Origin of the sequence: Methylophaga nitratireducenticrescens, from assembly GCF_000260985.4 — a bacterium.
In the GTDB taxonomy this organism is placed as follows: Bacteria; Pseudomonadota; Gammaproteobacteria; order Nitrosococcales; family Methylophagaceae; genus Methylophaga; species Methylophaga nitratireducenticrescens.
On sequence record NC_017857.3, the window covers coordinates 1,596,086 to 1,623,016 of the forward strand.

Annotated in this window: 27 protein-coding genes; 24 read left to right on the top strand and 3 right to left on the bottom strand. The window is 45.2% G+C overall.

Annotated features, from left to right (window positions below; all coding sequences use genetic code 11):
- Positions 1-17: 17 nt before the first annotated feature.
- Positions 18-344 (bottom strand): BON domain-containing protein, encoded by a 327-nt coding sequence (locus tag Q7A_RS07715; RefSeq protein WP_044326383.1) that lies wholly within the window; start codon positions 342-344, stop codon positions 18-20.
- Between the two features lie 127 nt (positions 345-471).
- On the opposite strand from Q7A_RS07715, the gene Q7A_RS07720 reads away from it, so the two are divergent.
- The 5 genes from Q7A_RS07720 to ald all read left to right on the top strand — a co-directional run bounded on the left by Q7A_RS07720 (position 472) and on the right by ald (position 4,766).
- Positions 472-834, top strand: a complete 363-nt coding sequence (locus tag Q7A_RS07720) for a Crp/Fnr family transcriptional regulator (RefSeq protein WP_014706780.1) — start codon at positions 472-474, stop codon at positions 832-834.
- Positions 835-914: 80 nt separating this feature from the next.
- On the top strand, positions 915-1,121 hold the full coding sequence (locus Q7A_RS15730) for a DUF3309 family protein (protein ID WP_425320566.1): 207 nt from the start codon (positions 915-917) through the stop codon (positions 1,119-1,121).
- A 461-nt stretch (positions 1,122-1,582) separates the two neighbouring features.
- Positions 1,583-2,254, top strand: coding sequence for a response regulator (locus tag Q7A_RS07725; RefSeq protein WP_014706781.1), 672 nt, complete (start codon positions 1,583-1,585; stop codon positions 2,252-2,254).
- Entirely contained in the window at positions 2,241-3,608 is a 1,368-nt protein-coding gene (locus Q7A_RS07730) for an ATP-binding protein (protein ID WP_014706782.1), read from the top strand. The genes Q7A_RS07725 and Q7A_RS07730 overlap by 14 nt, the downstream gene beginning before the upstream one ends.
- Positions 3,609-3,644: 36 nt before the next feature.
- Entirely contained in the window at positions 3,645-4,766 is a 1,122-nt protein-coding gene (gene ald / locus Q7A_RS07735; protein ID WP_014706783.1) for an alanine dehydrogenase, read from the top strand.
- On the opposite strand, the gene Q7A_RS07740 is transcribed toward ald, so the two are convergent.
- Positions 4,724-5,749 carry a metal-dependent hydrolase gene (locus Q7A_RS07740; protein ID WP_041354453.1) on the bottom strand — a complete coding sequence of 342 codons (1,026 nt, stop codon included), beginning with the start codon at positions 5,747-5,749 and terminating at the stop codon, positions 4,724-4,726. The two genes, ald and Q7A_RS07740, sit on opposite strands and share 43 nt — an antisense overlap.
- Positions 5,750-5,895: 146 nt before the next feature.
- Between Q7A_RS07740 and Q7A_RS07745 the strand changes: the two genes are divergently transcribed.
- On the top strand, positions 5,896-7,488 hold the full coding sequence (locus tag Q7A_RS07745) for a tetratricopeptide repeat protein (protein WP_014706786.1): 1,593 nt from the start codon (positions 5,896-5,898) through the stop codon (positions 7,486-7,488).
- A gap of 103 nt (positions 7,489-7,591) precedes the next feature.
- Here the strand turns inward: Q7A_RS07745 and bcp are convergent, their stop codons facing one another.
- Positions 7,592-8,059 (bottom strand): thioredoxin-dependent thiol peroxidase, encoded by a 468-nt coding sequence (bcp, locus tag Q7A_RS07750; RefSeq protein ID WP_014706787.1) that lies wholly within the window; start codon positions 8,057-8,059, stop codon positions 7,592-7,594.
- A gap of 117 nt (positions 8,060-8,176) precedes the next feature.
- Between bcp and dapA the strand changes: the two genes are divergently transcribed.
- From dapA to dcd, 18 genes are all read left to right on the top strand, one after another.
- Positions 8,177-9,058 carry a 4-hydroxy-tetrahydrodipicolinate synthase gene (gene dapA / locus Q7A_RS07755; protein ID WP_014706788.1) on the top strand — a complete coding sequence of 294 codons (882 nt, stop codon included), beginning with the start codon at positions 8,177-8,179 and terminating at the stop codon, positions 9,056-9,058.
- Between the two features lie 18 nt (positions 9,059-9,076).
- Positions 9,077-10,111, top strand: a complete 1,035-nt coding sequence (bamC, locus tag Q7A_RS07760) for an outer membrane protein assembly factor BamC (protein ID WP_041354454.1) — start codon at positions 9,077-9,079, stop codon at positions 10,109-10,111.
- Complete coding sequence (locus tag Q7A_RS07765; RefSeq protein ID WP_014706790.1) at positions 10,111-10,878, top strand: MBL fold metallo-hydrolase; 768 nt, start codon at positions 10,111-10,113, stop codon at positions 10,876-10,878. Before bamC ends, Q7A_RS07765 begins: the two co-directional genes overlap by 1 nt.
- Positions 10,879-10,889: 11 nt before the next feature.
- On the top strand, positions 10,890-11,600 hold the full coding sequence (gene purC, locus Q7A_RS07770; protein ID WP_014706791.1) for a phosphoribosylaminoimidazolesuccinocarboxamide synthase: 711 nt from the start codon (positions 10,890-10,892) through the stop codon (positions 11,598-11,600).
- Between the two features lie 245 nt (positions 11,601-11,845).
- The gene (locus Q7A_RS07775; protein ID WP_151903905.1) at positions 11,846-13,696 is read left to right on the top strand and encodes a PglL family O-oligosaccharyltransferase; all 1,851 of its coding nucleotides are present in this window, start codon (positions 11,846-11,848) and stop codon (positions 13,694-13,696) included.
- A gap of 161 nt (positions 13,697-13,857) precedes the next feature.
- Positions 13,858-14,274: a pilin gene (locus Q7A_RS07780; RefSeq protein WP_014706793.1), complete on the top strand. Its 417-nt coding sequence runs from the start codon at positions 13,858-13,860 to the stop codon at positions 14,272-14,274.
- Between the two features lie 199 nt (positions 14,275-14,473).
- Complete coding sequence (locus tag Q7A_RS07785; protein ID WP_014706794.1) at positions 14,474-14,971, top strand: ATP-dependent zinc protease family protein; 498 nt, start codon at positions 14,474-14,476, stop codon at positions 14,969-14,971.
- On the top strand, positions 14,968-15,873 hold the full coding sequence (rimK, locus tag Q7A_RS07790; RefSeq protein WP_014706795.1) for a 30S ribosomal protein S6--L-glutamate ligase: 906 nt from the start codon (positions 14,968-14,970) through the stop codon (positions 15,871-15,873). Before Q7A_RS07785 ends, rimK begins: the two co-directional genes overlap by 4 nt.
- Positions 15,873-16,928 (top strand): succinylglutamate desuccinylase/aspartoacylase family protein, encoded by a 1,056-nt coding sequence (locus tag Q7A_RS07795; RefSeq protein ID WP_014706796.1) that lies wholly within the window; start codon positions 15,873-15,875, stop codon positions 16,926-16,928. The genes rimK and Q7A_RS07795 overlap by 1 nt, the downstream gene beginning before the upstream one ends.
- A 109-nt stretch (positions 16,929-17,037) precedes the next feature.
- Positions 17,038-18,987 (top strand): biosynthetic arginine decarboxylase, encoded by a 1,950-nt coding sequence (gene speA, locus Q7A_RS07800; protein WP_014706797.1) that lies wholly within the window; start codon positions 17,038-17,040, stop codon positions 18,985-18,987.
- A 24-nt stretch (positions 18,988-19,011) separates the two neighbouring features.
- Positions 19,012-20,211: a saccharopine dehydrogenase family protein gene (locus Q7A_RS07805; RefSeq protein WP_014706798.1), complete on the top strand. Its 1,200-nt coding sequence runs from the start codon at positions 19,012-19,014 to the stop codon at positions 20,209-20,211.
- Between the two features lie 357 nt (positions 20,212-20,568).
- Positions 20,569-21,735, top strand: a complete 1,167-nt coding sequence (gene nspC, locus Q7A_RS07810) for a carboxynorspermidine decarboxylase (RefSeq protein WP_014706799.1) — start codon at positions 20,569-20,571, stop codon at positions 21,733-21,735.
- Positions 21,732-22,616, top strand: a complete 885-nt coding sequence (gene speB / locus Q7A_RS07815; protein ID WP_014706800.1) for an agmatinase — start codon at positions 21,732-21,734, stop codon at positions 22,614-22,616. Before nspC ends, speB begins: the two co-directional genes overlap by 4 nt.
- A gap of 381 nt (positions 22,617-22,997) precedes the next feature.
- Positions 22,998-23,405 carry a ketosteroid isomerase-related protein gene (locus Q7A_RS07820; protein ID WP_014706801.1) on the top strand — a complete coding sequence of 136 codons (408 nt, stop codon included), beginning with the start codon at positions 22,998-23,000 and terminating at the stop codon, positions 23,403-23,405.
- An 83-nt stretch (positions 23,406-23,488) separates the two neighbouring features.
- Positions 23,489-24,076, top strand: coding sequence for a GNAT family N-acetyltransferase (locus Q7A_RS07825; RefSeq protein WP_014706802.1), 588 nt, complete (start codon positions 23,489-23,491; stop codon positions 24,074-24,076).
- A 135-nt stretch (positions 24,077-24,211) separates the two neighbouring features.
- Positions 24,212-25,084: a carbon-nitrogen hydrolase family protein gene (locus Q7A_RS07830; RefSeq protein ID WP_014706803.1), complete on the top strand. Its 873-nt coding sequence runs from the start codon at positions 24,212-24,214 to the stop codon at positions 25,082-25,084.
- A gap of 149 nt (positions 25,085-25,233) precedes the next feature.
- The gene (gene apbC / locus Q7A_RS07835) at positions 25,234-26,316 is read left to right on the top strand and encodes an iron-sulfur cluster carrier protein ApbC (RefSeq protein WP_014706804.1); all 1,083 of its coding nucleotides are present in this window, start codon (positions 25,234-25,236) and stop codon (positions 26,314-26,316) included.
- 40 nt (positions 26,317-26,356) lie between these two features.
- Positions 26,357-26,923, top strand: coding sequence for a dCTP deaminase (gene dcd, locus Q7A_RS07840; RefSeq protein WP_041354455.1), 567 nt, complete (start codon positions 26,357-26,359; stop codon positions 26,921-26,923).
- Positions 26,924-26,931 lie beyond the last annotated feature (8 nt).

Below are 26,931 nucleotides of genomic sequence, written 5' to 3' on the forward strand. Positions count from 1 at the left end.
TATATCAATAAAGCGATTTATTTCACCCGCATATCATTTTCCACAGATTTCACTCCAGCGACGCTGCGTGCTACGACAACCGCGCGTTGAATATCTTCCTGTGAATTAACAAAGCCGCTTAATTGCACAACGCCTTTAAAGGTCTCCATGTTGATCTCGGCGACTTTCAGTGTTTCTTCATTGAGAATTGCCGCTTTGACTTTGGTGGTAATGACACTGTCATCAATGTATTCGCCAGTACCGGACTGGGTGGATGTAGAAGCACAACCACTGACTGACAGTACCCCCATAAGGGGAAGAGCTAACAGCGTTATGAACAGCAAGGGTTTAGTAATAGATTTCATAATATTTTTCCTGAAAAAGTCGTTTGAAGCTGGTTTGATTATTAAAGTAGATGTCTAACGACATAAAGACTCAACTTTTCCAGGGAGAGGTGAACCGAAATAATAAAATTGATTTGGTCCGTATTGCTTGGCGATATTAAAAAAATATCTGTATGTCACTCTGGTGCAATTATCCCAGACTGCCGGCTGCACCCGATTTCACTTAGTTGAAGCCCGACTTGCTCGCTGGTTATTAATGATCCGGGATAGGGCTGAATCCAATAAATTTCGAATTACCCAGGAATTTCTGGCCTATATGTTGGATGTTCGCCGAGTGGGCATTACCCGGGCGGCTACCGCTCTGCATCAGCGACAGTTAATTAACTATCACCGGGAAAATATCATCATTCTGGATCCTGGAGGATTGGAAGCCTCCCCCCGCAGTTGCTATCAAATTGACAAACAAATATACGAACGAGTTATGCGGTCATTTATTAAAAAAGTAGTTTGATTAAAGATTTGGTTCGTTAACGAACATACTTATCGGGTGTTTGTTTAAAACGTGAGCATTTAAATAAAAAGGAAAGCATCATGACTACAAGTACGATTTTATTCTTCATTCTGATCGTGTTATTGGTCGGAGCGTTTCCTTCATGGCCGCTGGGGTTATGGTCCGAAAGGTATAATGAGAGTATTTCTGATTGTATTATTACTAACAGGTCGTATCTAAGTGAGCAACTTTACAGATCCACTGAAAGTCAGTGGGCTCGCTATGGTTTTTTAGTTTTGAAACGTTGACCTTTATTCTTTTTCACAACTTTCCAATCGACGAAAGTGAACGGTTTTAATTTCAACTTGATTATCCGCATGGACCAGTTCCAGTGATGAATTTGCTTTGCATGATTTTCAGCGCCTCTGCTGGAATAGGCACCGTATCGGCTCTTTCATTTATCTCTATAACCCATTCCTCTCATAATCAATCTTGGCAAATCTAATGATCTGAACATTGTTGGCCGTTGATACAGCGATCATTATGAATGCTCTTTAAGGTCTGCTGCTGGCGTGCTAAAAAATAGTCGCCAGTAGTGGTGGATCTGAAAGATAAACAGGCCCTAGTTGTAAGGTTTTGGATGATTGATCTGCGGTGACATGATCCAACAAGTTCTGTTGCGTAGAATGCAGCGATAAAATTAAGACAATGTTAACGTTGTCTTAATTCAATTAAACGAACATGTTGATTTTATTTCGGATATCAACCGATGTATGTATTGATTGTGGAAGATGATGCATTAATGGGCGAGGGCATACAGGCTGGTCTGACCGCATTAGGCATTCAGGCTGAGTGGGTAGTGAATGCCGGAGGAGCTGAAACCGCCATGGCAACCGCCAGTTTTGATGCTGTTATTCTTGATCTGGGTTTGCCAGACCAAGATGGCATGCACTTGCTCTCTCGCTGGCGAGAGCATGGCAATAATCTACCGGTATTGATATTGACGGCACGTGATGCGGTACCGGATCGCGTCAGCGGTTTACAGGCCGGTGCGGATGATTATATGAGCAAGCCCTTTGATCTCACTGAGCTTGCCGCCCGATTACATTCTTTAAACCGTCGTGCGGCCGGACGTGCTACCCAGACCATTCAGCATGGTAGCCTGCAGTTTGATCCCGGCACCTTACAAGTTTCTCTGAATAATAAACCTCTAAACCTGTCGCGACGTGAAATCACAGTATTGGAAACCTTGTTGCAGCAACCCGGGCGGGTGGTCACCGCTGCACAGTTGCAAGATCGTCTTTATGGCTGGGCCGAAGGTATTGAAAGCAATGCTGTGGCGGTGCATATTCATAATTTACGCCGCAAGCTGGGTGATGACTGGATTGAAACAGTTCGCGGTATGGGGTATCGATTGGGGACGGTGAATGCGTCCCGCTAAAGCCAAAGACTATTTACGCTGGCAGTTACTATGGCGCATTGGTATTGCAGTGCTGTTGATGTGGCTGTTACTGGCGCCGTGGCTGCTAATGAGTGTACAGAAGGAGATGCAGAATACTCTGGATAATCGTCTCGCTGCTTCTGCCAAAATGCTGATGTCTCTGATGGCACAATATGATTTGGATCCGTTGATGAATGGTAGTCAACGTAATGCTTTATTTGACCCGGCGGATAATCTTGACTTACCTGCGACACTTGCATGTAAGGTCGCCAATGTGGCCGGGGACGTTATCGCTGTCTCTCATGATGCGCCTGAAAAAGTGTTTTCCACGACTCAACAGGGTTATCAAAATCGCATGCAGGATGGGGAGCAGTGGCGGGTCTTTAATTTGTCGCAGGGGGGGTTAACCATCACCACCGCTGAGCGATTGGAAACCAGAGATACATTGATGCGTTCGGTGGTGATCGCCGCTGGACTACCGTTTTTCTTCAGTCTGGCTGGCACCTTGGCCGTAGTCTGGTTTGGTATTTTGCAGGGTTTTAAACCATTGCATAGCTTGACTCAGAATATGGCCAGACGTAACACCGAAGATCTTACTGCCTTAATCTGGGAGCAGCGACCAGCCGAAGTGCGTCCGCTGGTAGATGAGATCAATCGACTGTTGCAACGCATGCAGCAGTCTTTGTTACGGGAACGCCGATTTACCGGTGATGTGGCACATGAATTACGTACCCCATTAGCTGGAATCAAAACCCAATTGCAGGTCGCCAGGCTGACGCAGGGGGGCAAAGCCATGCATGCCTTGGTTCAGGCTGAAAAAGCGACGGACAGGTTGCAGCGGACTCTCGATCAGCTGTTGTTACTGGCTCGGGTAGAGGGAGATGGCCAACTAGCCGAAAGCACTCGTTTACCGGTGGCTGAAATTAACAATATGGCCTTGAGCGATGTGCAACATCTGGCAAGGCAACATAAGGTTACATTGCGATGCAATGATGTTGTAGATGAAAAGGTCCATGCTTCGGCAATATTACTGTCGGCTGCATTACGTAATTTGCTGGAAAACGCCATCCGCCATGCACCAGAAAATAGCGTAGTTACCCTGTCGGTTAATTTGGATGAAGATCAATTATGCTGGACGGTAGAAGATGAGGGGCCCGGTGTCTCGGAAAAATTGCTCACTGAGCTCACCCGGCGGTTTGTTCATGGCCACCATAGTGATGGCAGCGGTTTGGGGCTGGCTATAGTAGACGCCATTGTTCGGCGTTTTAAGGGCGAGTTGCAGATTGCTAATGGAACATCCGGGTTACGGGTGACCATCAGAATTCCGTTGTCATCCAGTGCTAATGTTGTTTAAACGTTTCTTTAAAAGGCCTTAGGTTGAGGAGTAGTGATGCAGATAGGGGTGCTGAAGGAAATCAAAATTCAGGAACACCGTGTCGGACTGACCCCGGCCGGGGTGCGTGAACTTTGTACCGATGGCCATCAGATTTGGATACAACGGGCAGCCGGGGCAGCGATTGGATTCAGTGATGAAGATTATCAGCACGCTGGCGCTCAAATCGCCGAGGATGCTGCAACAGTATTTACCAACGCGGAATTGATTATTAAAGTCAAAGAACCCCAACCCAGTGAAATTCAGCAATTAACCGATCGACATAGCTTATTTACCTATCTGCATCTTGCCCCGGATCGTCCTTTGACTGAAGGGTTACAGGATTCTGGTGCCACCTGTATTGCCTACGAAACAGTGACCGACGATCAGGGAGATTTACCGTTATTGGCACCCATGAGCGAAGTGGCCGGTCGTATGGCGATACAGGCAGGAGCCCAGGCTTTATTAATTCATGAGGGTGGTCTGGGCATCTTACCGGCCGGTGTTCCGGGCGTATCACCAGCCAATATTGTGATTATAGGCGGTGGTGTAATGGGGGCCAATGCGGCCAGAATGGCGATGGGGATAGGGGCTGATGTCACTGTGCTGGATAACGATTTAGCCAAATTACAGCAATTGGATCTGCAATTTGGGCCTCGATTGAAAACGCTGTATGCCCATGCCGAAACCATTGATACGGTAGTGCAATATGCCGATATGTTAATTGGCGCGGTATTATTACCGGGAGCGACGGCACCGAAAATAATTGAACGACATCATCTTGCCTTGATGAGAACCGGTACGGTACTGGTGGATGTGTCAATTGATCAAGGTGGATGTTTTGCCTCATCACATCCTACTACCCATGAACAGCCAACCTATATTGAACAAGGTATTGTGCATTACTGTGTCGCCAATATGCCGGGAGCAGTTGCCCGAACCTCAACGCTGGCACTGACCAATGCGACCTTGCCCTTCATTCGAAAGCTGGCGGGCCAAGGCATTAAGGCGGCACTTCTGGACGATAGACATTTGCTCAGCGGACTGAACATCTCTCAAGGCCAGATAACGCATCAAGCTGTCGCCAGTGCCCAATCTCAATCATTTACAGATCCTTTTTCAATCATAGGTTCTACATAAGGGTTCCAGATACGTTGCCATACCCAATGTAATCCATCTCTGGCATTTCGCTGCATGGGCAATTGTTGCGGTGCTACAGAAATAACCGCGCCATTGTGTATTTTCGCGAGTTGAAAACGGAAAAAATAATGGGGTTCCATGCCCATGCGTAAATCCGTCGCTACAATCATATTGTGCTGTTGTCCAAGTTTGAAATTGTCCTGAGTAAACCAGGTTATTCTGTCGATATAGGTTTTATCAGGAAGACGTTTTTTTAGTTTAATACCACGCTCGTACTGGGTAAGTGAAAACGCTGTGTCGCCATCAAATATCGAACGAAAACCTTCGTAATAAATATCTTCATCAATCACCACAATGCGCCATAACAGGGTGGTTAACGGTGCCGGAGTGATTTTAATATGCAGATAATCAATCTGTTGGTCTTGTAATGCGTGCTCTGTTTGCTGCGTTATCCAATATTGGGCAGCATAGCTCCAGCCAAGGTAAGCCGTGCTGAAGATAAGACTACCGATCATGACACGATGACTCAGCTGTTTTCCGGCGGCCATAAGGATTGCCAGGAAGCCTGCAGCGAGTGGCAGACTGTAAAACGGATCGATAATAAATATACTGCCAACTGATGCAGGTGGAGGCATAAAGGGCCAGAATAGCTGCGTACCGTAAACGGTCATTGCGTCTAGTCCACTATGGGTGATCCACACCAGCCAGATCAACATTAGCCATCGTTGAAAACTCAATCGCTGATCCAGTGTAGCCATCAACCAGGCCACTATTGGTGCCAGCAGACTGTGCACAATCCATGAATGGGTCCAGCTCCGGTGGAAAGTCATGGTGTCCAGGTCATTGGTATATTGAATGAATACATCGAGGTCCGGCAAAATGCCGAATGCTGCACCATACAAAACAGAAGCTCTGGGTGCTTTGCGGCCTGCAACGCTGTATGCCACTGCGCTGCCAAGTAACGCCTGTGTAATTGTATCCATGAAGGTGATGACTCCCTTGTTTAGATTGTTATGCAGACTCTGGCTTTGAATTTGTTTGGCACAAAAATAGATAGGACGTCTTGCATTGATAGGAATTAGTCCTGTAAATTGCAGGAAATATCTCCTGATTTAGTGGACTCTCAGCTATGAAACACCCAACGCCAAGCCCAACACCGGGACAGGCCGATTTACAAACCATTATTCATGCTCTGAATACCGGACAGGTCGGCTTTGCTGAATCAGCAGCCAAGAAATTACTTAAATCCTATCCACGTTCTTTTCCACTATTAAACCTCTATGGCAATGCATTGGCCGCGCAAAATAAATTTAAAGATGCGGTGGGTGTATTTCGTAAAGCTACTGAAATTGATCCTAATGTACCCGAGATTTACTTCAATATGGGTATTTTGTTCACCAATCTAAATCGTGTGGATGAAGCGATTAATAGCTATAAAAGAGTATTGAGACTGAATCCGGGGTTGACCGATGCGTTATATAATTTGGGTTATGCATTGCAATCAAAAAACCGTTATGAAGAGGCTGGAGAATATTATCAAAAAGCTATTGAGCAACAGCCAAAATTTCTGGAAGCCATCGCGAATTATGGCGTTTGTTTGCAGGAGCAGGGCCGATTGGACGAGGCGGTCACCTTTTACCAGCGAGGTTTAGCCATTTCACAGGATGCCAAACTGTATTTTAATCTTGGTTCAGCTTTTAAAAATCAGGGCAAACTGGCCGATGCCATTGCTGCCTATAATCAAGCACTGGAATTAAAACCTGACTATGCCGAAGTGCACAGTAATATCGGTGAGATATTGCGTGATCAGGGACGCTATGACGAATCGGTTGCTGCCTACAAACGCGCCTTGGAGCTGGATCCCAGGTTGCCTTTGGCAAATTACAGTCTGGCAGTGTATCTCTACGATAGCGGTGATTTACCACAGGCATTACGATATTTTCAACAATCACAGTACGCAGACTGGCAGGAACGCTCTCTCTATTGTCTGTATAAAACCGAGCGCTTTGAGGAATTCAAACAGGGCTTGGATCAACTGAAAAAAGCCCGCCATAGCTCGCCATTTCTGGCGACACTGGCAGGACATTACGCCGAAAACTTTGGCACGGTGAATGACTATGATTTCTGTAAAAATCCGTTGGATCTGGTTTGTCATGTGCAGGTGCCGGAATTAAAAGGCGATAGCGAATTACTCAAACAACTGCTGGCGGATATCGAACAGGCCGATATTGAAGAGAAAAGTCAGGGGCGCTTGCATCATGGTGTGCAATCTGCCGGTAATTTGTTTAAACGTTCCGAAGCGAGCTTTCAGCAAATTGCCAAACTGGTGGCGCGTGCCATAGATGATTATCGCGTTAATCTTAAAGGTGAAAGTGGTATTTTCGTCAAAGGATTCCCTAAACAAACGGTGTTTGCCAGTTCCTGGTACGTCAAAATGAAAACCGGCGGGCATTTAACCTCACATATTCATGAGGAAGGTTGGGTCAGTGGAGCCTTGTACCTGGCCGTACCAAAGCAAAAAACGCATCCTGATGAGGGTAGTATTGAGCTCAGTACTCATGGGGATGATTATCCTAAACAACATGATAACTTCCCCAGCAAAACCATTGCTCCAGAAGTTGGGGATATTGTGATGTTTCCTTCATCGGTATTTCATCGCACGATTCCGTTTACTTCTGATGAAGAACGGATCTGCATCGCCTTCGATCTAAAACCTGCCTGAGCTAAATTAATAGCTTTCAATTGAAGCGAAAAGACACCCTAACAGGTGGGATGTTTTGCGAGATAAAACCCTAATTGGATTGATGCATTATTGTTACTTTGGATTACAGGCTTTTGACGACTTCCAATACCTCGTCAATATGCTGTTTAACTTTAACATTACGCCATTCATGGATGAGCTTACCTTCTGCATCAATCAGAAAAGTACTGCGAACAATGCCCATATATTCACGACCATAATTTTTCTTCAGCTGCATCACACCAAATAAATTACAGACGGTTTCATCAGCATCAGAAAGCAAATCAAAAGGAAACTGCTGTTTTTCCTTGAAGTTTTCATGAACACGCACGCTGTCTCTGGAGATACCAAATATCAGCGTGTTATGGGCATTAAACGTCTCAATATGATCACGGAAATTCTGACCTTCCAATGTGCATCCCGGCGTATTGTCTTTGGGGTAAAAATAGATAATCACATTCTTGCCACGCAGTTCGGATAGCCGGATGGTTTTGTCGCCAGTAGCCGGTAATTCAAAATCCGGTACAGTTTGCTGTAACGTAACTGGGCTCATTAAACGTCTCCATTAGTAATAGTTGTGGTGGCAGTACCTTACCCAAAGCAGTCCGGTCTTGTCATCTACTGGCTGGCAAAGTACCATGCCAGTTTATTTTCGCGGAGTCAGATGAATATGTTCAGCGGCAGTATGGTAGCTCTGGTAACACCCATGCGGGCAGATGGCTCGTTAGACGGTGAAAGCCTGCGCAAGCTCGTTGATTTTCATATTCAAAATGGCAGTAGCGCCATTGTGGCTGTGGGCACCACAGGTGAGTCTGCTACATTAAGTATTGACGAACATACAGATGTGATTCGTCAGGTGGTTGAGCAGGCTGCTGGCCGAATTCCGGTCATCGCCGGTACGGGTGCCAACTCTACCGAAGAAGCCATTGAACTCTCGCATTACGCTAAACAATTAGGTGTTGCGGCCGTTCTGTTGGTTACACCTTATTACAATCGACCGACTCAGGAAGGTTTGTATCTGCATTTCAAAGCGATTGCAGAAGCGGTCGATATTCCGCAAATCCTCTATAACGTTCCCAGCCGCACGGCTTGTGACTTATTACCTGAAACCATTGGTCGTCTGGCCAAAATCGGCAATATTATCGGTATTAAAGAAGCGACTGGTGATGTAAGAAGAGTGAAGTTAATTCAGGATTTGTGCGACGATAATTTCGAACTTTATACCGGCGAAGATGCCAACACCGTTGATTTTATTCTGGCGGGCGGTCGTGGAGTCATTTCAGTGACTGCCAATGTGGCTCCTGCCTTGATGAGCCAGATGTGTGAATATGCATTGAATGGCGATGCTGATAATGCCCGTGAAATTAACGATAAATTATCTTTGCTGCATCAGCGGTTATTTTCTGAATCCAATCCTATTCCGGTTAAATGGGCTCTCCATGAAATGGGGCTTATACCAGAGGGGATACGTTTACCAATGACAGTTTTGTCTGAACAATTTCATCAACCGGTTCGTGAGGCGCTGGTCACTGCCGGTGTTCTGAATCCCTAAGTGAGTGAATGTAATTAAATGAACACAAATCGTTTTAAGTTGAAAGCCTGTGGTGTGCTGGTCGCAGTAAGCATTTCAGGTTGTGGGCTAATGCCATCACTGGATGAGGTTGCTCCTGATAATACTCAAAAGTATCGCAAAGCAGAAACAATGCCGCCGCTGGATATCCCACCTGACTTGAGTACATCACGAATCAATGATCAAGTTGCCGGCAATGAGCAAAGCTCGGCAACCTATTCCGAATATGAAGAAGCCAGTACCAATCCTTTAGCAGCGCGTTATAACATCACTCCAGAATCCAAACCTGCTTTATCGGGCGAGGGTGATGATCGCCATTTGGTAGTGCCGGGAGACCGGGATGAAACATGGCAACGTATTGAAGCTTTCTGGGCTGATATCGATATGAATATTCATCGTAAAGATCAGCGTATTGGTCTGATGGATACTCAGCCTGACGTTGATGGCTATGCCTATCGTGTTCGAATGGAGCGCGGAGATGTAAATCGTTCGGCTCGTGTTTATGTGAATGGTACAGATGAAACCAATCGCAGCAATCAGAAAGATGAAGCTATGCTGCGTCAGCTGGCTGAATACCTTGGTGGTTTATATCAACAGGATAAAGCACGTGCTGAAGCCTCTTTGCCAAGCTCAGCCGCACAACAAACTGAAGCGCGGGTAATTTTGCTGGATGAAGCCGAAGGCCAACAGGCCTTATTGGTTGAGCAGGAATTCACCACCGTTTGGGATCGTGTCGGTCGGGTGTTGGATAGCCGCGGCTTTGCTGTTGAAGATCGTGACCGTTCACGTGGCACATATTACGTGCGTTACCTGGATCCATTTAACGAAGCTGAGAGAGAAGAGCCTGGCTTCTTTGGTCGTATGGCTTTCTGGAAAGATGATGATGAGGTGACTCCTGAAGAGTACTACTACATCAAACTTATTTCAGATGCGTCAGATACCCGTATAACCGTACTGGATTCTGAACAGGTTCGTACTTCTTCAGAAACAGCGAAACGTTTACTGGGTCTGATTCAGGAACAATTGACTCAATAATGCGCTTTGCATCACTTGGCAGCGGTAGCCGGGGCAATGCAACACTGATTTCACAGGGAAAAACCACAATTCTGGTGGATTGTGGTTTTTCTGCTCGTGAAACTGAAAAACGTCTGCGGCGTGTTGGTTTGACGTCTTCGGACCTCACCGCTATTCTGGTGACACACGAGCATGCCGATCATATCGGTGGCGTTCGAGTGCTATCACAGAAATTCAATATTCCGGTTTATGCTACACCCGGCACGGCAGCAGGTTTACCTGTTGATGTGATGCCGCATATTCACGAGTTTAGCTGTCATGAGCGATTCAATGTTAATGATATTGAAGTCTCACCGTTTCCGGTGCCGCACGACGCGCGCGAACCCAGCCAGTTTGTTTTTCATAATGGTGATTTTCGATTAGGGCTGTTAACCGATGTTGGTTTTATCACGCCAGTAATTGAATCGGCTTTGACCTTGTGCGATGGACTGCTGCTGGAAGCAAATCATGATATGGCAATGCTGGAGCAGGGTGAATATCCTGAATATTTGAAACAGCGGGTGGGTGGACGTTTTGGACATTTAAATAACGTGCAATCTGCCGAATTACTTGCGAAAATTGATACATCGCGTTTGCAGCATATTGTTGCCATGCATATCAGCGAAAAGAATAATTCCCCGGCATTGGTCAGCCCTTTATTCGCCGATGCCCTGAACTGCACACCAGACTGGGTTGGCATTGCTGAACAGGATGCCGGATTTGACTGGCGCGAACTTAAAAAAGCCTAAGAGAAAACACCATGCAAAAATTACAGCAACTTTATGCCGGTAAAGCCAAAAGCGTCTTTGCTACAGAAGATCAGGATTATGTTGTGCTCAGTTTCCGCGATGATACATCGGCATTTGATGGTGAACGTATCGAACAGCTGAGCCGTAAAGGTGAGATTAATAACAAGTTCAATGCCTTTATCATGGAGCAACTGGCTGTAGCTGGTATTCCTACCCATTTTGAAAAACTGCTCAGTGCCAATGAAGCGCTGGTCAAGAATATGAAAATGATCCCGGTGGAATGCGTAGTGCGTAACGTTGCTTCCGGCAGTCTGGTCCGTCGTTTAGGTGTAGAAGATGGCATGGAGCTTAATCCGCCGGTATTCGAGTTTTTCCTGAAAAATGATGCTTTACATGACCCAATGGTTAATGAATACCATATCGCCACTTTTGGCTGGGCCACCGATGAACAGGTTCAACGGATGAAAGCGCTGACTTTTGAAGTGAATCAGGTGTTGAAAAAACTGTTTGCTGATGCCGGGATGATTCTGGTGGATTACAAACTGGAATTCGGTGTGTTCAAAGACGAAGTCTATCTTGGTGATGAGTTCAGCCCGGATGGCTGCCGTTTATGGGATGCTGAAACCCGTAAAAAACTGGATAAAGATCGTTTCCGTCAGGGGTTGGGTGGTGTTATCGAAGCCTACGAAGAAGTCGCTCAGCGGATTGGTGTGCCTTTGTAGTTGATATAACCACAGAGACACAGAGAGCACAGAGTTTTTTATCCGCAGATTACTCAGATGGTCGCAGATTATTAGCGTCATAATATTGAACTAACCACGTGTCACAATTTATGAAGTTGGTGAATTCAAAAAAACGTAGGTTGGCGCTGAGCATGCGAAGCCCAACACACTGTTAATGTCGGGTTACGCTACGCTAACCCGACCTAAATTATTTTTAACCTCTGTGCCCTCTGTGTCTCTGTGGTTTGTATTCTTTTAATCTGCGACCATCTGCGGATAAATCCAATGGATATGAAATAGTCGTTGTTTCTATCCAACTCGCCTTGCCACTAGATCAATCAGCCGACATAATCCTTTTTTATTTATTCGCCGGAACAGGGAAGCTTATGTCGCGTTATCTCTCAAAATATCCGTTATTGCCGCAGCAGCCAATTGAATGGTTATTGGCATTACTCTTCCTGGTCTCTCCGTTTTATCTGGTATCCAGTCTTGGTGGTACCGGTTTTGACCTGCCATTTAATATCACTGTATGGGCAGCAGCGACGTTAGTTATTGCTTATTCAGTCTGGTATTTCTGTGGACAGGATAAGCTGATCCTTCCGGCAAACTACAAAGGTCTGCTGGCTTTGCCTGTTGGTATTCTGCTGGCTGCAGCACTTGCCGGCGTTCAGGATCCAATTACCTGGTTGTTTCGTATTGTGTATGTGATGGCAGGGGTGATTTTTCTGTTTGGCCTGTTTCAGTTTCGGCTGAAAAATACCGACAGAATTTTGCTGCTGATTGCTATTGCGACAATGCTTCAAGGCTTATTTGGCATTATTCAACTGTTCCAGCTGCCTCTTTTACCTGATTGGGTTCCTAGATCAGATAAAGTGAATGCGACGGGAGTGTTTCAGCAGGTCAATGTTATGGCCAGCTTTCTGACTACTGGTGTCTTGATCTCATTTTATCTCTGCTTAAGACCCGTAAGTTTTAATCGGACTTATTTAAAAGTTTTTTTATTAATTACCATCATAGTTGCGACATATGTAATGGTTGCAACGGGGTCACGGATAGGCCTTTTATCAGGGATTCTGGGTCTATGCATGTTGCTGGTTTCATATCGAAAGCAGGTCAGAAAAAACTGGAAAACAATCATTACTGCTGTATTGGTAGTTTTAGTGGCTAGTTGGATGGCAAAAGAAGGTTTGCATAAGACACTAGACAAGACGTACAGAGTAGTTGAGGCGCAACATTCAGAACAGCGTTTAAGTATTTATCGGATTTCGATTGATGCTTTTACCGAAGCACCAATTAAGGGGCATGGGATTGGGACATTTCTCGAACAGTTCGGTTTAGCCTCTTCAAAATTTTATCAACAATATCCAACAGCTAAATTACCAACTTACATAGCACATCCACATAATGAACTTTTGTTATGGGCCATTGAAGGTGGATTACTTGCTTTTATGGGAATTATTGTAGCAATGTTCAGTGTCTTTTATTATGCCGTCATAAATAAGCAACAAAGGTTTATTGCCTACCTTTCGCTTTTACTACCAATAACTTTCCATACTCAAGTCGAGCATCCCTTTTATCACTCTTCATTGCACTGGTTTATTTGGCTAACCATTTTATATGTCATGCTCAGTCATTATGCGGTTATAAAAAGAAATACACTTAGTCTGGTTGCTAGAAAGTCAATTCGGGGATTTACACTAATCTTACTTTTAGCCTCATGGGGCTTTTTGTGGCAAACCTCTCAAGCGCAACAACAGCTATACCATTTTTTGACAAAATCACAACAATATTCAGACCTCAATCAATCTCTAAACAATTTATATTACAAAACGTATGCAGAGCAAATTGTTATGCGTTCACATTTGCATGATGCAATGGCAAGAAACGACACTGAAAAACTTGTTCAGATTATTAATTGGTTTGAATCAGAACTGAGAAAAAAACCAGAATTAAAGCTTTTTGAAGACGTCATCAATGGTTATTTTGCTTTGGAAATGCCTGAACAGCGTTGTGAGAGCATCCATAAAAGTTTGGATTATTACCCAGCAAATAAAGTTTTAATAGATCTTTATCAGGACTGTTTAGCAACAAACTGACAAAAAATGTCACAAATTGACGTGTATTAGTAACTTACGAAAATTGAAAACAAAGGTGATGGTTTTAAGTTATTGATTATGAAGATAATGATAAGTTGGCACAGAGAGTGCTCCATTGATTTCGAGCACAAAGCTTGTCGTCTATTTACGGAGATTGAAAAATGAAAAAAACACAACAAGGTTTTACCTTAATCGAATTAATGATCGTTATCGCGATCATTGGTATCTTGGCGGCAATCGCTTTGCCTGCTTATCAACAATATACTGATAAAGCTAGATTTACTGAGGTTGTATTAGCTACTTCTGGCGTTAAAACAGCAGTTGAAATTTGTGGACAAGTTTCGGGTACACTTGCAAATTGCAACGATGCTTCTCCAGGAGATGTTCAAGCAGCAGCACTTGGTGCAGCTGATGGTCCAAATGTTGATACTGTAGATGTAGATGGAGCAGGGGTCATAACTGCTGTCGGTAATGCACCTATCGATTCAACTTATATTTTGAGACCTACTTTAACTGCTGGTGGTCAAGTGACTTGGCGAGACGATGAAGGTACTTGTGTGGGTGCTGGTCTTTGCTAAAAGCTTCAATAATGCAAAAAAGCCCCGATTCGTTGGGGCTTTTTTTTTATCTGATGAAACCGTTACCCCTATCTAAACTCTTAAAAACATCTGTAATTTAGTTAAAAATTTCATTTAAAACTTTGACCCATCAAATCCTTTTTGACAGTTGCCGCTAAATTGCTTTCAATTGCCCCATAAATTCTTAATTGGGGATCCCATGGAAAATCATCCGCAAATAATTACAGTTGGCTGGCGAGAGTGGTTGAGCTTGCCGGAGTTGGGTATCGATCAAATCAAGGCCAAGGTAGATACCGGTGCCAGAACATCGGCGATCCATGCATTTTCGGTTGAGCCGATTGATAAAAACGGTGAGCTTTGGGTACGATTCGGGGTGCATCCCAATCAACACGATACAGAGACAGAAATCTGGTGTGAGGCGCGTGTTAAGGATGAACGTAATGTTACTGATTCTGGCGGGCATACTGAAAAACGTTATGTGATTCAAACCCCGCTGACTGTTGGCGGTCATACCTGGCCCATAGAAATCACACTGACAAACCGAGACACCATGCTGTTTCGAATGTTACTAGGACGCACTGCCATGACGACTGGTAATATATGGGTTAATCCGGCATTGTCCTACCAAGCAAGCCCCTCATATCACGACACAACTCAAGCGCCCAAAGACGAAGCGCTTGATGGAGAATCTGCATGAAAATAGCCATTTTGTCCCGTAATTCGAAGTTGTATTCAACTCGCCGATTGGTCGAGGCAGCTGAGGCACGAGGTCATGAAGTGGATGTGTTGGATGTGTTGCGTTGTTACATGAATATCACCTCGATGAAACCTGAAGTGCATTACAAGGGCGAAAACCTTACTGGATATGATGCGGTCATCCCCCGGATCGGTGCTTCGGTGACTTTTTACGGTACAGCTGTATTGCGCCAGTTTGAAATGATGAATGTATATCCACTCAATGAGTCGGTGGCCATTAGTCGATCTCGCGATAAATTACGTGCTTTGCAATTATTATCCCGCCGCGGTATCGGTTTGCCGGTAACGGGATTTGCACATCGTCCTGATGATGTCGATGATTTAATCAAGATGGTCGGTGGTGCGCCGTTGGTGATTAAATTATTGGAAGGTACTCAGGGCATCGGTGTGGTCCTGGCGGAGACGGCTGGGGCTGCTGAAAGCGTTATCGAAGCCTTTATGGGCATGAAAGCCAATATCCTGGTTCAGGAGTTTATCAAAGAAGCCGGTGGCGCGGATATTCGCTGTTTTGTGGTGGGCGAGAAAGTGGTTGCCGCAATGAAACGCCAAGGCAAAGAAGGCGAGTTCCGTTCCAATTTGCATCGTGGTGGTAGTGCCAATTTAATCCGCATTACACCGGCAGAGCGTGCCACAGCTGTCAGGGCAGCCAAAACGATGGGCCTGAATGTCTGTGGTGTGGATTTATTGCGATCCAATCATGGGCCTGTAGTGATGGAAGTTAATTCGTCGCCTGGGCTTGAGGGTATCGAATCAGCAACCGGTAAGGATATTGCCAGTTTGATTATCGATTTTATTGAAAAGAATTCTGTTTCAGGAACCACTAAAACCAAAGGCCGTGGTTGATGCCTGACGAGCTGATTATTGCCGGGCAAAAAATCGGCCCCGGACAGAACAAAGTAGTTGATGTACCCCTGCCAGATTTGTATATGCATACCTCATTGAGTATGCCGGTGCAGGTGATGCGTGGGCGACGTGAAGGACCTGTTTTATTCGTGTCCGGCGCGGTGCATGGCGATGAAATTGTTGGCGTGGAAATAATTCGTCGGCTGGTTCGAAGTAAACGGCTTAAAAGTCTTAAGGGAACATTGATAACCATTCCAGTGGTTAACGTATACGGTTTTATCAATCAAACACGTTATTTGCCAGACCGCCGGGATTTAAACCGTTGTTTCCCAGGCTCTGAAGAAGGTTCTCTGGCAGCGCGCCTGGCCAACCTGTTTATGAGCGAGGTGGTGAATAAGTGTACCCATGGTGTGGATTTGCATACTGCCGCCATCCACCGCGATAACCTGCCACAGATTCGAGCAGCATTGGAGAATCCCGCAGTTGAAGAAATGGCGAGAGCATTTAATGCCCCGGTTATTTTGAATTCAGGATTGATTGAAGGTTCTTTGCGTTATGCCTGTCAGCAGGCCAATGTGCCGGTCATCGTCTATGAAGCTGGTGAAGCTTTACGTTTTAATGAACTGGCGATTCGTGCTGGTGTCAGAGGCGTATTGGCGGTAATGCGTAAGCTGGGCATGTTGACGGAGTCCCGTGCTAAACATTTAAAACCTGTCGAACCATTTGTCGCGCGTTCGAGCAGTTGGGTGAGAGCACCGCAAAGCGGAATTTTTAGAATGCTGGTCCCCATGGGGGCCCAGGTGAGCAAAGGCGACATTTTGGGAATGGTCGCGGCGCCTTATGGTGATGAGAAATCCGAAACCAAAGTGGTCGCAATTTGCAGTGGCGTCATCATTGGCAGAACCAATATCCCTCTGGTCAATGAGGGTGAGGCGCTGTTCCATATTGCGCGTTTTAATCGCCCTGAGGAAGTTGCAGACAGCGTTGAGGCGTTCAGTACCAATCTGGATCCATCAACTGATACCAGCGTTCCAGAAGAGCAGCCAATTATCTAGGCCCGTGATTCAATCCCTTACGTATTGCTACTGTCATAATATTTTTGCAATTTATCCGTAAAATAGTGACAATCCCGCGATTTAACTGAAGCCAAAGGGGGTCATACTGATGACACAAACCCATGCCAACCCTGATACACACTCACCTGATGTTGTCTCCGAAGAATGGAGTGCGCAACATAGCAGTAAGCTTTATGGTGTGCGTGATTGGGGGACGGATTATTTTGATATTTCCGCCGATGGCAATGCGGTCGTCAGTTTGCAATTTGGTGTAAAGACAATTCATGTTCCATTAATCGATATTGTTAATGGAATGAAAGAGCGTGGCCTGGATATGCCCGCTGTATTACGCATTGAAAACCTGCTGGATTTACGGATTACCCAACTGAACGAGGCCTTTGCCCGGGCCATTAAAACCGCAGGTTATAAAAATCATTATCGCGGTGTATTCCCAATCAAGGTAAATCAGCAATGCCACGTTATTGAAGAAATTGCCGATTATGGTCGTCGTTATCATCATGGTCTGGAAGCCGGCAGTAAAGCCGAATTAATTATTGCTATTTCACAGCTACGTGATCATGACAGTCTGATTATCTGTAATGGATATAAAGACGAGGAATTTATTGAACTGGGTTTGTATGCCCGCCAAATGGGCATTCCATGCTTTTTTGTATTGGAAACTGCCACCGAGTTATCCACCATCTTGGAACGCAGTAAAGCATTGGGAATTGATCCTTTAATCGGTTTACGTATTCGCCTTGCTTCAACCGTTGAAGGCCATTGGAATGGCGACAGTGGCGACCGTTCTATTTTTGGCCTTTCTACCAATGCACTGCTTGAAGTTATCGACCAGCTCAAAAAAGCCGATATGCTGCATTGCCTGCAGTTACTGCATAGCCATTTAGGCTCACAAATCCCAAATATTCGTAATATTCGTAGCGGCGTGATGGAAGCCTGTCGTTTTTACGCAGGCCTAATCGAAGAAGGTGCTCCAATGGGCTATATCGATTTGGGTGGCGGTCTGGCAGTTGACTACGAAGGTGCTCGCTCTAACAGTACTCACAGTATGAACTATGGTCTGGACGAATACTGCTACAACATTATTGAAGCCCTGCAGGAATGTCTCGATCCGCTGGATATCGAACATCCAGTGGTTATTACCGAATCTGGTCGGGCGTTGATTGCCTATTCCTCCATGTTGTTATTCAACGTTTTGGAAGTACGCGATCACAAACCAGGCGTGATACCGAAAGAGGCCCCGGAGGACAGTCACGATATGCTGTTCAATTTGTATGCTGTGTTGGGCAGCGTTACAGTGCAAAATTTGCAGGAATGTTACAACGACGCTATTTATTATCGGGATGAACTTCGTGAACTGTTTCATCATGGTCAAGCCACTCTGCGCGAACGAGCTTTAGCCGAGAATGTTTCCCTGGCAATTCTGGAAAAAATATCCGAATTATTGCCTCAGGCACGCCGGGTTTCAGCTGAACTGGAGAGTCTGCCGGAATTATTGTCTGATATTTATTACGGCAATTTCAGTCTGTTTCAATCGTTGCCGGATATTTGGGCGATTGATCAGATCTTCCCGATCATGCCGATTCATCGCTTGAATGAAAAACCGACTCGTGCTGCGGTTATCGCTGATATGACCTGTGACTGTGATGGCAAAATTGATTCGTTTTCCTACGAAGACGGGATTCGTAAAACACTGCCATTACACCCGCTTATTGAGGGTGAGGAATATTATCTGAGCGTATTTCTGGTCGGCGCTTATCAGGAAACCCTTGGTGATTTGCATAACCTGTTTGGTGATACCAACGTGGTCAGTGTCCATATCAACGAAGATGGCAGCTTTGATTTTGTCCGTGAGTTTCATGGAGACAGCATTGCCGATGTACTCAGCTACGTTGAATACGATCCAAAAGTGATGCAGGAACAATTCCGTAAGCTGGCAGAACAAGCTGTGCGGGATGGCAAGATTTCAGTACCAATGCGTCAACAAATGTTACGTGCCTTCAGCGATAGCATGAATGGCTACACCTTCTTTGAAAGATAACTGCAGATTTATAAGGATTCAGCAATGTCAAAAGTGATCATTATTGGTGCCGGTGGTGTTGGCGGCGTCGTTACGCATAAATGTGCCCAATTACCGGAAGTTTTCTCGGAGATTATTCTGGCCAGCCGTAATGAAAACAAATGCAAAGCTATAGCAGCACAGCTGGATCGCCCAATCCGCACCGCTCAGGTCGATGCTGACAATGTGCCTGAACTGACCGCTTTATTGGAAAAAGAAAAACCTGATCTGGTCATCAACGTAGCGTTACCTTATCAGGACTTGCACATCATGGACGCCTGTCTGGCCGCTGGTGTGGATTATCTTGATACAGCCAATTACGAACCTTTGGATACCGCCAAGTTTGAATACAGCTGGCAGTGGGCTTATCGTGAAAAATTCGAACAAGCTGGTTTGATGGCATTGCTCGGTAGTGGTTTTGATCCCGGTGCAACCAACGTTTTCACCGCTTACCTTGCCAAACATTACTTCGATGAGATTCATGAGCTGGATATTATTGACGTCAATGGTGGCGATCACGGTTATCCGTTTGCCACCAACTTCAATCCGGAAATCAATATCCGTGAAGTTACCGCAGAATGTCGTCATTGGGAAAATGGTGAATTTGTTACCACGCCGGCAATGTCGAAAAAAGCCAGTTTCACTTGTCCGGAAGAGGTTGGAAACTACAATATCTATCGTATGTACCACGAAGAGTTGGAATCACTGGTAGTAAATTTCCCGACTTTAAAACGTGCTCAGTTCTGGATGAGCTTTGGTGAAAGCTATCTGAAACATCTGGAAGTGCTGGGTAATGTCGGTATGACAGGAATCGATCCAATTGACTATAACGGTCAGCAAATCGTACCGATCCAGTTCCTTAAAGCATTGTTACCGGACCCTTCAACCCTTGGACCACGTACTAAAGGTAAAACTTGTATCGGTTGCGTAGTGAAAGGTGTTAAAGATGGTAAACAGAAAATCGTTTATCTCTACCAAATCAAAGACCACCAGGATTGCTACGCTGAAGTTCAGTCGCAGGCGATTTCCTATACTACTGGTGTACCTGCCATGATTGGCGCCAAGATGATGCTGGAAAGCAAATGGAAAAAACCAGGCGTATGGAACATCGAACAGTTTGATCCAGATCCGTTTATGGAAGATATGAATAAATACGGACTGCCCTGGGAAGTGATTGAACTGGATAATTTCAATCTTGACGATTGACCTTTATAAAGCCAGAAAAAATTAACCACAGAGACACAGAGGGCACGGAGGAAAAAAATATACATCCGCAGATTACGCAGATGGACGCAGATTTTTAATTTTAATATGAATGTAGGTTGGGTTGAGCCATCGAAAACCAACATCATCTATTCTTCTGGGTCTTGTTGGGTTTCATTAATTCAACCCTACCTACACTTTGTTAAAAAACGTAGGTAGGGTTAGCGTAGCGTAACCCGGCAAAAATAATCTGCGAGAATCTGCGTAATCTGCGGATAAAAACTCTGTGATCTCTGTGTCTCTGTGGTTAATAACTGTTAACAATATAAATTAACTATCATTTTCAGGTGTTTGAAATTAATGCAATTTACTGATTTTGCCAAGCTGGATTTATCTCGATTGCCGTCGCCGTGCTTTGTGGTGGACGAGGTGGCTGTTGAGCGTAATTTACGTATTCTGAATCATGTGCAGACTGAAAGTGGTGCAAAAGTTTTAGCTGCCCTTAAGGCATTTTCCATGTGGTCTTTGGCACCGTTGACGGCCAAATATCTGAGTGGCACTTGCGCCAGTGGTCTGCATGAAGCGCGGCTTGGTTTTGAAGAATACGGTGGGGAAGTGCATGTATTTGCTGCGGCCTTCAGTCAACAGGATATTGATGAACTGCTGACCTTTGCCCATCACATTGTGTTTAATTCCTGCGGCCAATGGCTGCGGTTTCGTGAGCAATGTCTGGCTGCTCAACAGCAACGTCCTGAACTGCATTTTGGATTACGTATCAATCCGGAACATTCAGAAGGTGCAGTGCCGATTTACGATCCGTGTGCACCCGGTTCACGTTTAGGTATTCCGTTATCACAGTTAGATGAAACTGCTCTGGAGGGGATTTCCGGCCTGCATTTTCATACCTTGTGTGAGCAGGGATTTGAACCATTGCAACGGACTGTTGCGGCCATGGAAGCCAAGTTTGGACATCTTTTGCCACAAATGCAGTGGGTGAATTTTGGTGGTGGCCATCATATTACTGCCGATGGTTACAACATTGATGGTTTAATTCAACTGGTTCAGGATTTTAAACAACGCCATCAAGTCGAAGTGTATCTGGAGCCGGGTGAAGCGGTAGCGATTGGTACCGGTATCTTGAGTTGTGAAGTGCTGGATATCACCTGGAATCATCTGGATCAGGCTATTCTCGATACCTCAGCCACCTGTCATATGCCTGATACCCTGGAAATGCCGTATCGTCCGGATATCACCGATGCAGGCTTACCAGATGAGAAATCACATACCTATCGATTGGGTGGTTTAACCTGTCTGGCCGGTGATGTAATTGGCGATTATAGCTTTGATAAACAACTGAAGATTGGTCAACGACTGGTATTTGAAGATATGAGCCATTACACCATGGTTAAAACCACGACGTTTAATGGCACCAAATTACCGTCACTGGCTATCTGGAATTCCGAAACCGATGCGTTACGTGTAGTCAAAAACTTTGACTACAGCGATTTTAAAGAGCGACTGTCATGAACACAGAATTGAACGAAGAATTTCCGATTTTCCTGGGCTCTGAAATTGATCAGGCCGATCCCAAACAGGCCATGTTTCATGTTTTACCTGTACCCTATGAAAAAACGGTGTCTTATGGTGGCGGCACCAATAAAGGGCCCTCAACGATTTTGAATGCATCCTGGCAGCTGGAAAAATGGGATGGTAAAAGTAATCCATGTGATTTGGGTATCTATACCTGCCCGCCAGTCGATTGCAGCGTCAGCTCACAACAGGTGATTGATAATATAGCCAATGCAACCGCTGAAATTATTCGCAATGGTGGTATCCCAGTCGTATTAGGCGGCGAACATACCGTGACCTATGGCGTCATCAAAGGATTGAAAGATGCCGGTATTGAAGACTTCGGTATTGTGCAGATTGATGCCCATGCCGATCTGCGTCATGCCTATGAAGGCGATATTCTGAGTCATGCATCGGTAATGAAACGTGCGGTTGATATGGGTATTCCATTATATCAGCTGGGAATTCGTGCGTTTTGTGAAGAAGAAATGCAGGTACGTGAAGAGTTTGGTGTGTATTACCAGGATGCCGATGAACTGGTCCCCAACAATATCAACAGTATTACCTTGCCCGATGATTTTCCGCAGAAAGTGTTTTTTACGGTGGATATTGATGGCATGGATCCCAGTGTGTTTCCTTCAACAGGCACACCAGTACCGGGTGGACTGAGCTGGTATCAGACATTGAACCTGTTTGAATCCGTTGCCAAACAACGTGAAATCATCGGCTTTGATGTAATGGAATTTGCACCGATTGAAGGCTTTCATGCATATGACTTCGCGGCATCAATGCTGACCTACAAGTTGATGGGGATCACTGCTCGTAGCCGCCAAAGCTGACTTTTGATAGTAATCACAGAGAGACAGAAGGCACAGAGACAAAAGAAAAATACATCCGCAGATTACGCAGATGGACGCAGATTTATAAATTTTAACAGGATCTTAGGTTGAGTTGAGCGTGCGAAACCCAACATCATCTATCAACTGTGCATTGTTGGGTTTCATAAATTCAACCCAAACTACACTTTCTTAAAAAAACGTGGGTCGGGTTAGCGCAGTGTAACCCGACAAAAATAATCTGCGAAAATCTGCGTAATCTGCGGATAACTTTAAAACCTCTGTGCCCTCTGTGTCTCTGTGGTTAATGAGTAGTTTCTGCTTTTCTTTGAAGCGTTTACACGTTAAAATTCGCGGTTTTTTTTACTCTCTGGGGTCTGCGACATGAGCCAAGCTACAATCACCTTGCTGCAAAACTACTACGATGCGTTCAACCGTCAGGATATGGATGCATTTCTGAATATGCTGACTGATGACGTTATTCATGATGTTAACCAGGCCGGACGTGAGATTGGTAAAGAAAAATTCTCTGCATTTATGGATCGCATGAATGCGCATTACAAAGAACAAATCGTCGATATTTCCATCACCACTAACGAAGCGGGCGATCGTGCTGCTGTTGAATTCACCGTATTAGGTGAATATCTGAGCACCGATGAAGGTTTGCCAGAAGCTAACGGTCAGAAATACAACCTGCCAGCCGGTGCGTTTTTTGTGATTCGTGATGGCAAAGTGGCTCGCATCACCAACTACTACAACCTGGAAGACTGGGTTAAACAAGTCGTCGGATAAACTGCAGGACAATCAGCCAGGCTGGAATGTATTTTCCAGCCTGGTTTTTTATATGCTTTTCCATTGCACGGATTGAAATAACTATGCTGGAATTGAAACGCTTATCAGGCGAAGCCCTGAATCAATTTATCCCGGAACTGGCCAGATTACGCATTGAGGTTTTCCGTGATTTTCCTTATCTCTATGATGGGGATCCGGATTACGAAGCACGCTACCTGCAAACTTATATCGAAGCACCTGACAGCGTGATTGTTTTAGCCTTTGATGGCGACAAGGTCGTCGGTGCCTCGACTGGCATTCCATTGAAATATGAAACAGATGAAGTTAAAGCGCCGTTTATCAACGCGGGTATTGATGTTGATAGCGTATTTTATTGTGGTGAATCAGTGTTGTTGTCGCAATACCGTGGCAAAGGTGCTGGGGTAGCGTTCTTTGAGCATCGTGAGCAGCATGCACGAGAGTTGGGCGGATATGAATTCAGCTGTTTTTGTGGGGTGCAGCGTCTGGAAGATCATCCACGTCGACCATCAGGTTATAAGCCTCTTGATAACTTCTGGCGTAAACGCGGCTATGAGAAGCATCCCGAACTCAACACGACATTCAGTTGGAAAGAATTGGATGAAGAGCATGAATCACCCAAGCCGATGACTTTCTGGATGAAAAGGCTTTAGAATTTTTGTTTGTACAACAATAGCTTGTCATTAAAGACGTAGATAAGCCGTTAAAAATATATTATCCGGCATTGAAGTAAGGCTAAAACGCCCAATCTTATATGTCTCGCTAACGATTTCCCGAGTTTGATGTAAATGAGCAAAGTTAAAGTCGCTGCAGCACAGTACGATATCGGTTTTTTCAAAGACTGGTCACAATTCACTGATAAATTGACGCAGTGGGTCGCCGAAGCCGTTGAAGAAAAGGCCAAACTACTGGTGTTTCCGGAATATGGCAGTATGGAGCTGGCCTCTTTATTTGGTGAAGCCATCTACACCGATCTCGGTAAGCAATTACATTCAATGCAGGATGTCTATGCGGATTGGCAGGATCTGCACCATCAACTTTGCAAACAATACGATGTAATGATGCTGGCCAGCACATTTCCGGTTTTGCAGGAAGACGGCACGTTCCGTAATCGTGCCAATCTCTACGGACCGGAGGGGCTGATTGGTTTTCAGGATAAATTGATCATGACCCGCTTTGAAAATGAGCAATGGTTAATTCACCCCGGCCAACAGATTAAAGTGCTGGATACCGATGTCGGGCGTATTGGTATCGGTATTTGCTATGACATTGAATTTCCGATGATTGCCTATCAGCAAGTTAACGCCGGCGCCGATTTGATCCTGGCACCAAGTTGTACCGATACCCAGGCCGGTTTTCATCGGGTGCGGATTGGCTGTCAGGCACGGGCATTGGAGAATCAATGCTATGTAGTACAATCGCCTACATTTGGTGAAGCTCGCTGGTCGGAAGCTGTTGATGTGAATACTGGGCGTGCCAGCATTTATACTCCGGTGGATTATGGTTTTACCGATAACGGCATATTAATTGAAGGCGTGGCTGACAAGCCTGGTTGGGTCTGTGCTGATCTGGATTTGACTGAAATTGCCCGCGTTCGTGAGGAGGGACAAGTCTTTAATTACCGTGACTGGCCTTTGCAGCACACATTAACTGGACCATAATAATCTCGCTAAACACGTTAAACACCGCTGTTATCGCGGTGTTTTTCTTTGTATCAGTCAATAGCCCTGCAAGCTTTGTGGATGCAGTGATTTCAGACAAAGTATAAAATGCAAAATCTATTTTTCTTTGAAAACTACAGGAGTCATGCATGACTAGCCCCGCGCAAATTGAGGAACTCGTCAAAAATTATCAGGATCCATCGACGCTGATAACGCTGGGCGATACCCGCGCCAGGGTCAAGGTGTCGCAGGATGATAATCAGACACAGGTCGATGTGATTTTGGGTTATCCAGTGAAAGGCTATGCTGTAGAACTGGCCGAAAATCTTAAACAAATGATTGAAGCTGATGGCGCCACGAATGTCAGCGTCAATATCACCACTAAGATTGTAAAACATAAAGTACAGCAGGGCGTTCCAGCGCTGGAAAACGTTAAAAATATTATTGCTGTCGCCTCGGGGAAAGGTGGGGTAGGCAAATCAACCACCTCGGTCAACCTGGCTCTGGCTCTGGCGGCTGAAGGGGCAATCGTGGGACTTCTGGATGCGGATATCTATGGTCCTAGCCAGCCACGAATGCTCGGCACCACTCAACGTCCCGAATCTATTGATGGCAAATTAATCGAGCCAATTCAAAGCTATGGTATCCAAAGCATGTCGATTGGCTTTTTGATCGATGAAGAAGAACCCATGATTTGGCGTGGCCCGATGGTGACACAGGCTTTGCAACAAATGCTGGGTGACACCAACTGGAAAGAGCTGGATTATCTGGTGATTGACTTACCACCGGGTACTGGCGATATTCAGTTGACACTATCACAAAAAGTTCCGGTCAGTGGCGCGGTAATCGTTACAACGCCTCAGGATATTTCCTTACTAGATGCCCGCAAAGCATTAAAAATGTTTGAAAAAGTGAAGGTGCCTGTGCTGGGTGTCGTTGAAAATATGAGTACACACATCTGCAGCCAGTGTGGTCATGAAGAGCATATCTTTGGCGCTGGTGGTGGACAATCCATGGCTGATCAATACGGTGTTAATATGCTGGGAAGTCTGCCGTTAGACATCCATATTCGCGAAGATGCTGATAATGGTCAACCAACGGTAGTGAAAGATCCGGATGGCGATATTGCCATAGCTTATCGTGTGATAGCCCGCCGTATCGCCGCCAATCTGGCGATGCAGGGAAAAAATTATTCTACTGCGTTTCCGAATATAGTTATCAAGAACGACTAATCAAGCTATTATCAACATTTTTTGGGTAAATTAACGGATTATGAGCATAAAATCAGATAAATGGATCCGGCGAATGGCGGAACAGCACGGGATGATTTCGCCGTTTGAACCGGGCCAGATTCGGGACAGCGATGGTCAGCGTATTATTTCCTATGGCACCTCCAGTTATGGTTACGATGTACGTTGTTCGACCGAATTTAAAATCTTTACCAATATCAATTCGGCGATTGTTGATCCGAAAAACTTTGATGCCAGCAGTTTTGTGGATATCAATTCAGACGTCTGTATTATTCCGCCAAATTCATTTGCTTTGGCGAGGACCATCGAATCTTTTAAAATTCCACGCAATGTGTTGACCATTTGTTTGGGCAAATCGACCTATGCAAGATGCGGTATTATCGTTAATGTGACCCCGTTGGAACCGGAATGGGAGGGGCAGGTCACCCTGGAGTTTTCCAACACTACTCCTTTACCTGCCAAAATTTATGCCGGTGAAGGTGTTGCACAAATGTTGTTTTTTGAATCTGATGAAGTCTGTGAGACCTCTTACGCTGACAGAGCTGGTAAGTACCAAGGGCAGCAGGGCGTGACATTACCAAAATCCTGATTGAGATT

Bases quoted from the DNA above. Each gene is read 5' to 3' on its own strand.
- Q7A_RS07715 (WP_044326383.1), bottom strand. From the start codon at position 344: ATGAAATCTATTACTAAACCCTTGCTGTTCATAACGCTGTTAGCTCTT.
- Q7A_RS15730 (WP_425320566.1), top strand. From the start codon at position 915: ATGACTACAAGTACGATTTTATTCTTCATTCTGATCGTGTTATTGGTC.
- Q7A_RS07725 (WP_014706781.1), top strand. From the start codon at position 1,583: ATGTATGTATTGATTGTGGAAGATGATGCATTAATGGGCGAGGGCATA.
- Q7A_RS07730 (WP_014706782.1), top strand. From the start codon at position 2,241: ATGCGTCCCGCTAAAGCCAAAGACTATTTACGCTGGCAGTTACTATGG.
- ald (WP_014706783.1), top strand. From the start codon at position 3,645: ATGCAGATAGGGGTGCTGAAGGAAATCAAAATTCAGGAACACCGTGTC.
- Q7A_RS07740 (WP_041354453.1), bottom strand. From the start codon at position 5,749: ATGGATACAATTACACAGGCGTTACTTGGCAGCGCAGTGGCATACAGC.
- Q7A_RS07745 (WP_014706786.1), top strand. From the start codon at position 5,896: ATGAAACACCCAACGCCAAGCCCAACACCGGGACAGGCCGATTTACAA.
- bcp (WP_014706787.1), bottom strand. From the start codon at position 8,059: ATGAGCCCAGTTACGTTACAGCAAACTGTACCGGATTTTGAATTACCG.
- dapA (WP_014706788.1), top strand. From the start codon at position 8,177: ATGTTCAGCGGCAGTATGGTAGCTCTGGTAACACCCATGCGGGCAGAT.
- bamC (WP_041354454.1), top strand. From the start codon at position 9,077: ATGAACACAAATCGTTTTAAGTTGAAAGCCTGTGGTGTGCTGGTCGCA.
- Q7A_RS07765 (WP_014706790.1), top strand. From the start codon at position 10,111: ATGCGCTTTGCATCACTTGGCAGCGGTAGCCGGGGCAATGCAACACTG.
- purC (WP_014706791.1), top strand. From the start codon at position 10,890: ATGCAAAAATTACAGCAACTTTATGCCGGTAAAGCCAAAAGCGTCTTT.
- Q7A_RS07780 (WP_014706793.1), top strand. From the start codon at position 13,858: ATGAAAAAAACACAACAAGGTTTTACCTTAATCGAATTAATGATCGTT.
- Q7A_RS07785 (WP_014706794.1), top strand. From the start codon at position 14,474: ATGGAAAATCATCCGCAAATAATTACAGTTGGCTGGCGAGAGTGGTTG.
- rimK (WP_014706795.1), top strand. From the start codon at position 14,968: ATGAAAATAGCCATTTTGTCCCGTAATTCGAAGTTGTATTCAACTCGC.
- Q7A_RS07795 (WP_014706796.1), top strand. From the start codon at position 15,873: ATGCCTGACGAGCTGATTATTGCCGGGCAAAAAATCGGCCCCGGACAG.
- speA (WP_014706797.1), top strand. From the start codon at position 17,038: ATGACACAAACCCATGCCAACCCTGATACACACTCACCTGATGTTGTC.
- Q7A_RS07805 (WP_014706798.1), top strand. From the start codon at position 19,012: ATGTCAAAAGTGATCATTATTGGTGCCGGTGGTGTTGGCGGCGTCGTT.
- nspC (WP_014706799.1), top strand. From the start codon at position 20,569: ATGCAATTTACTGATTTTGCCAAGCTGGATTTATCTCGATTGCCGTCG.
- speB (WP_014706800.1), top strand. From the start codon at position 21,732: ATGAACACAGAATTGAACGAAGAATTTCCGATTTTCCTGGGCTCTGAA.
- Q7A_RS07820 (WP_014706801.1), top strand. From the start codon at position 22,998: ATGAGCCAAGCTACAATCACCTTGCTGCAAAACTACTACGATGCGTTC.
- Q7A_RS07825 (WP_014706802.1), top strand. From the start codon at position 23,489: ATGCTGGAATTGAAACGCTTATCAGGCGAAGCCCTGAATCAATTTATC.
- Q7A_RS07830 (WP_014706803.1), top strand. From the start codon at position 24,212: ATGAGCAAAGTTAAAGTCGCTGCAGCACAGTACGATATCGGTTTTTTC.
- apbC (WP_014706804.1), top strand. From the start codon at position 25,234: ATGACTAGCCCCGCGCAAATTGAGGAACTCGTCAAAAATTATCAGGAT.
- dcd (WP_041354455.1), top strand. From the start codon at position 26,357: ATGAGCATAAAATCAGATAAATGGATCCGGCGAATGGCGGAACAGCAC.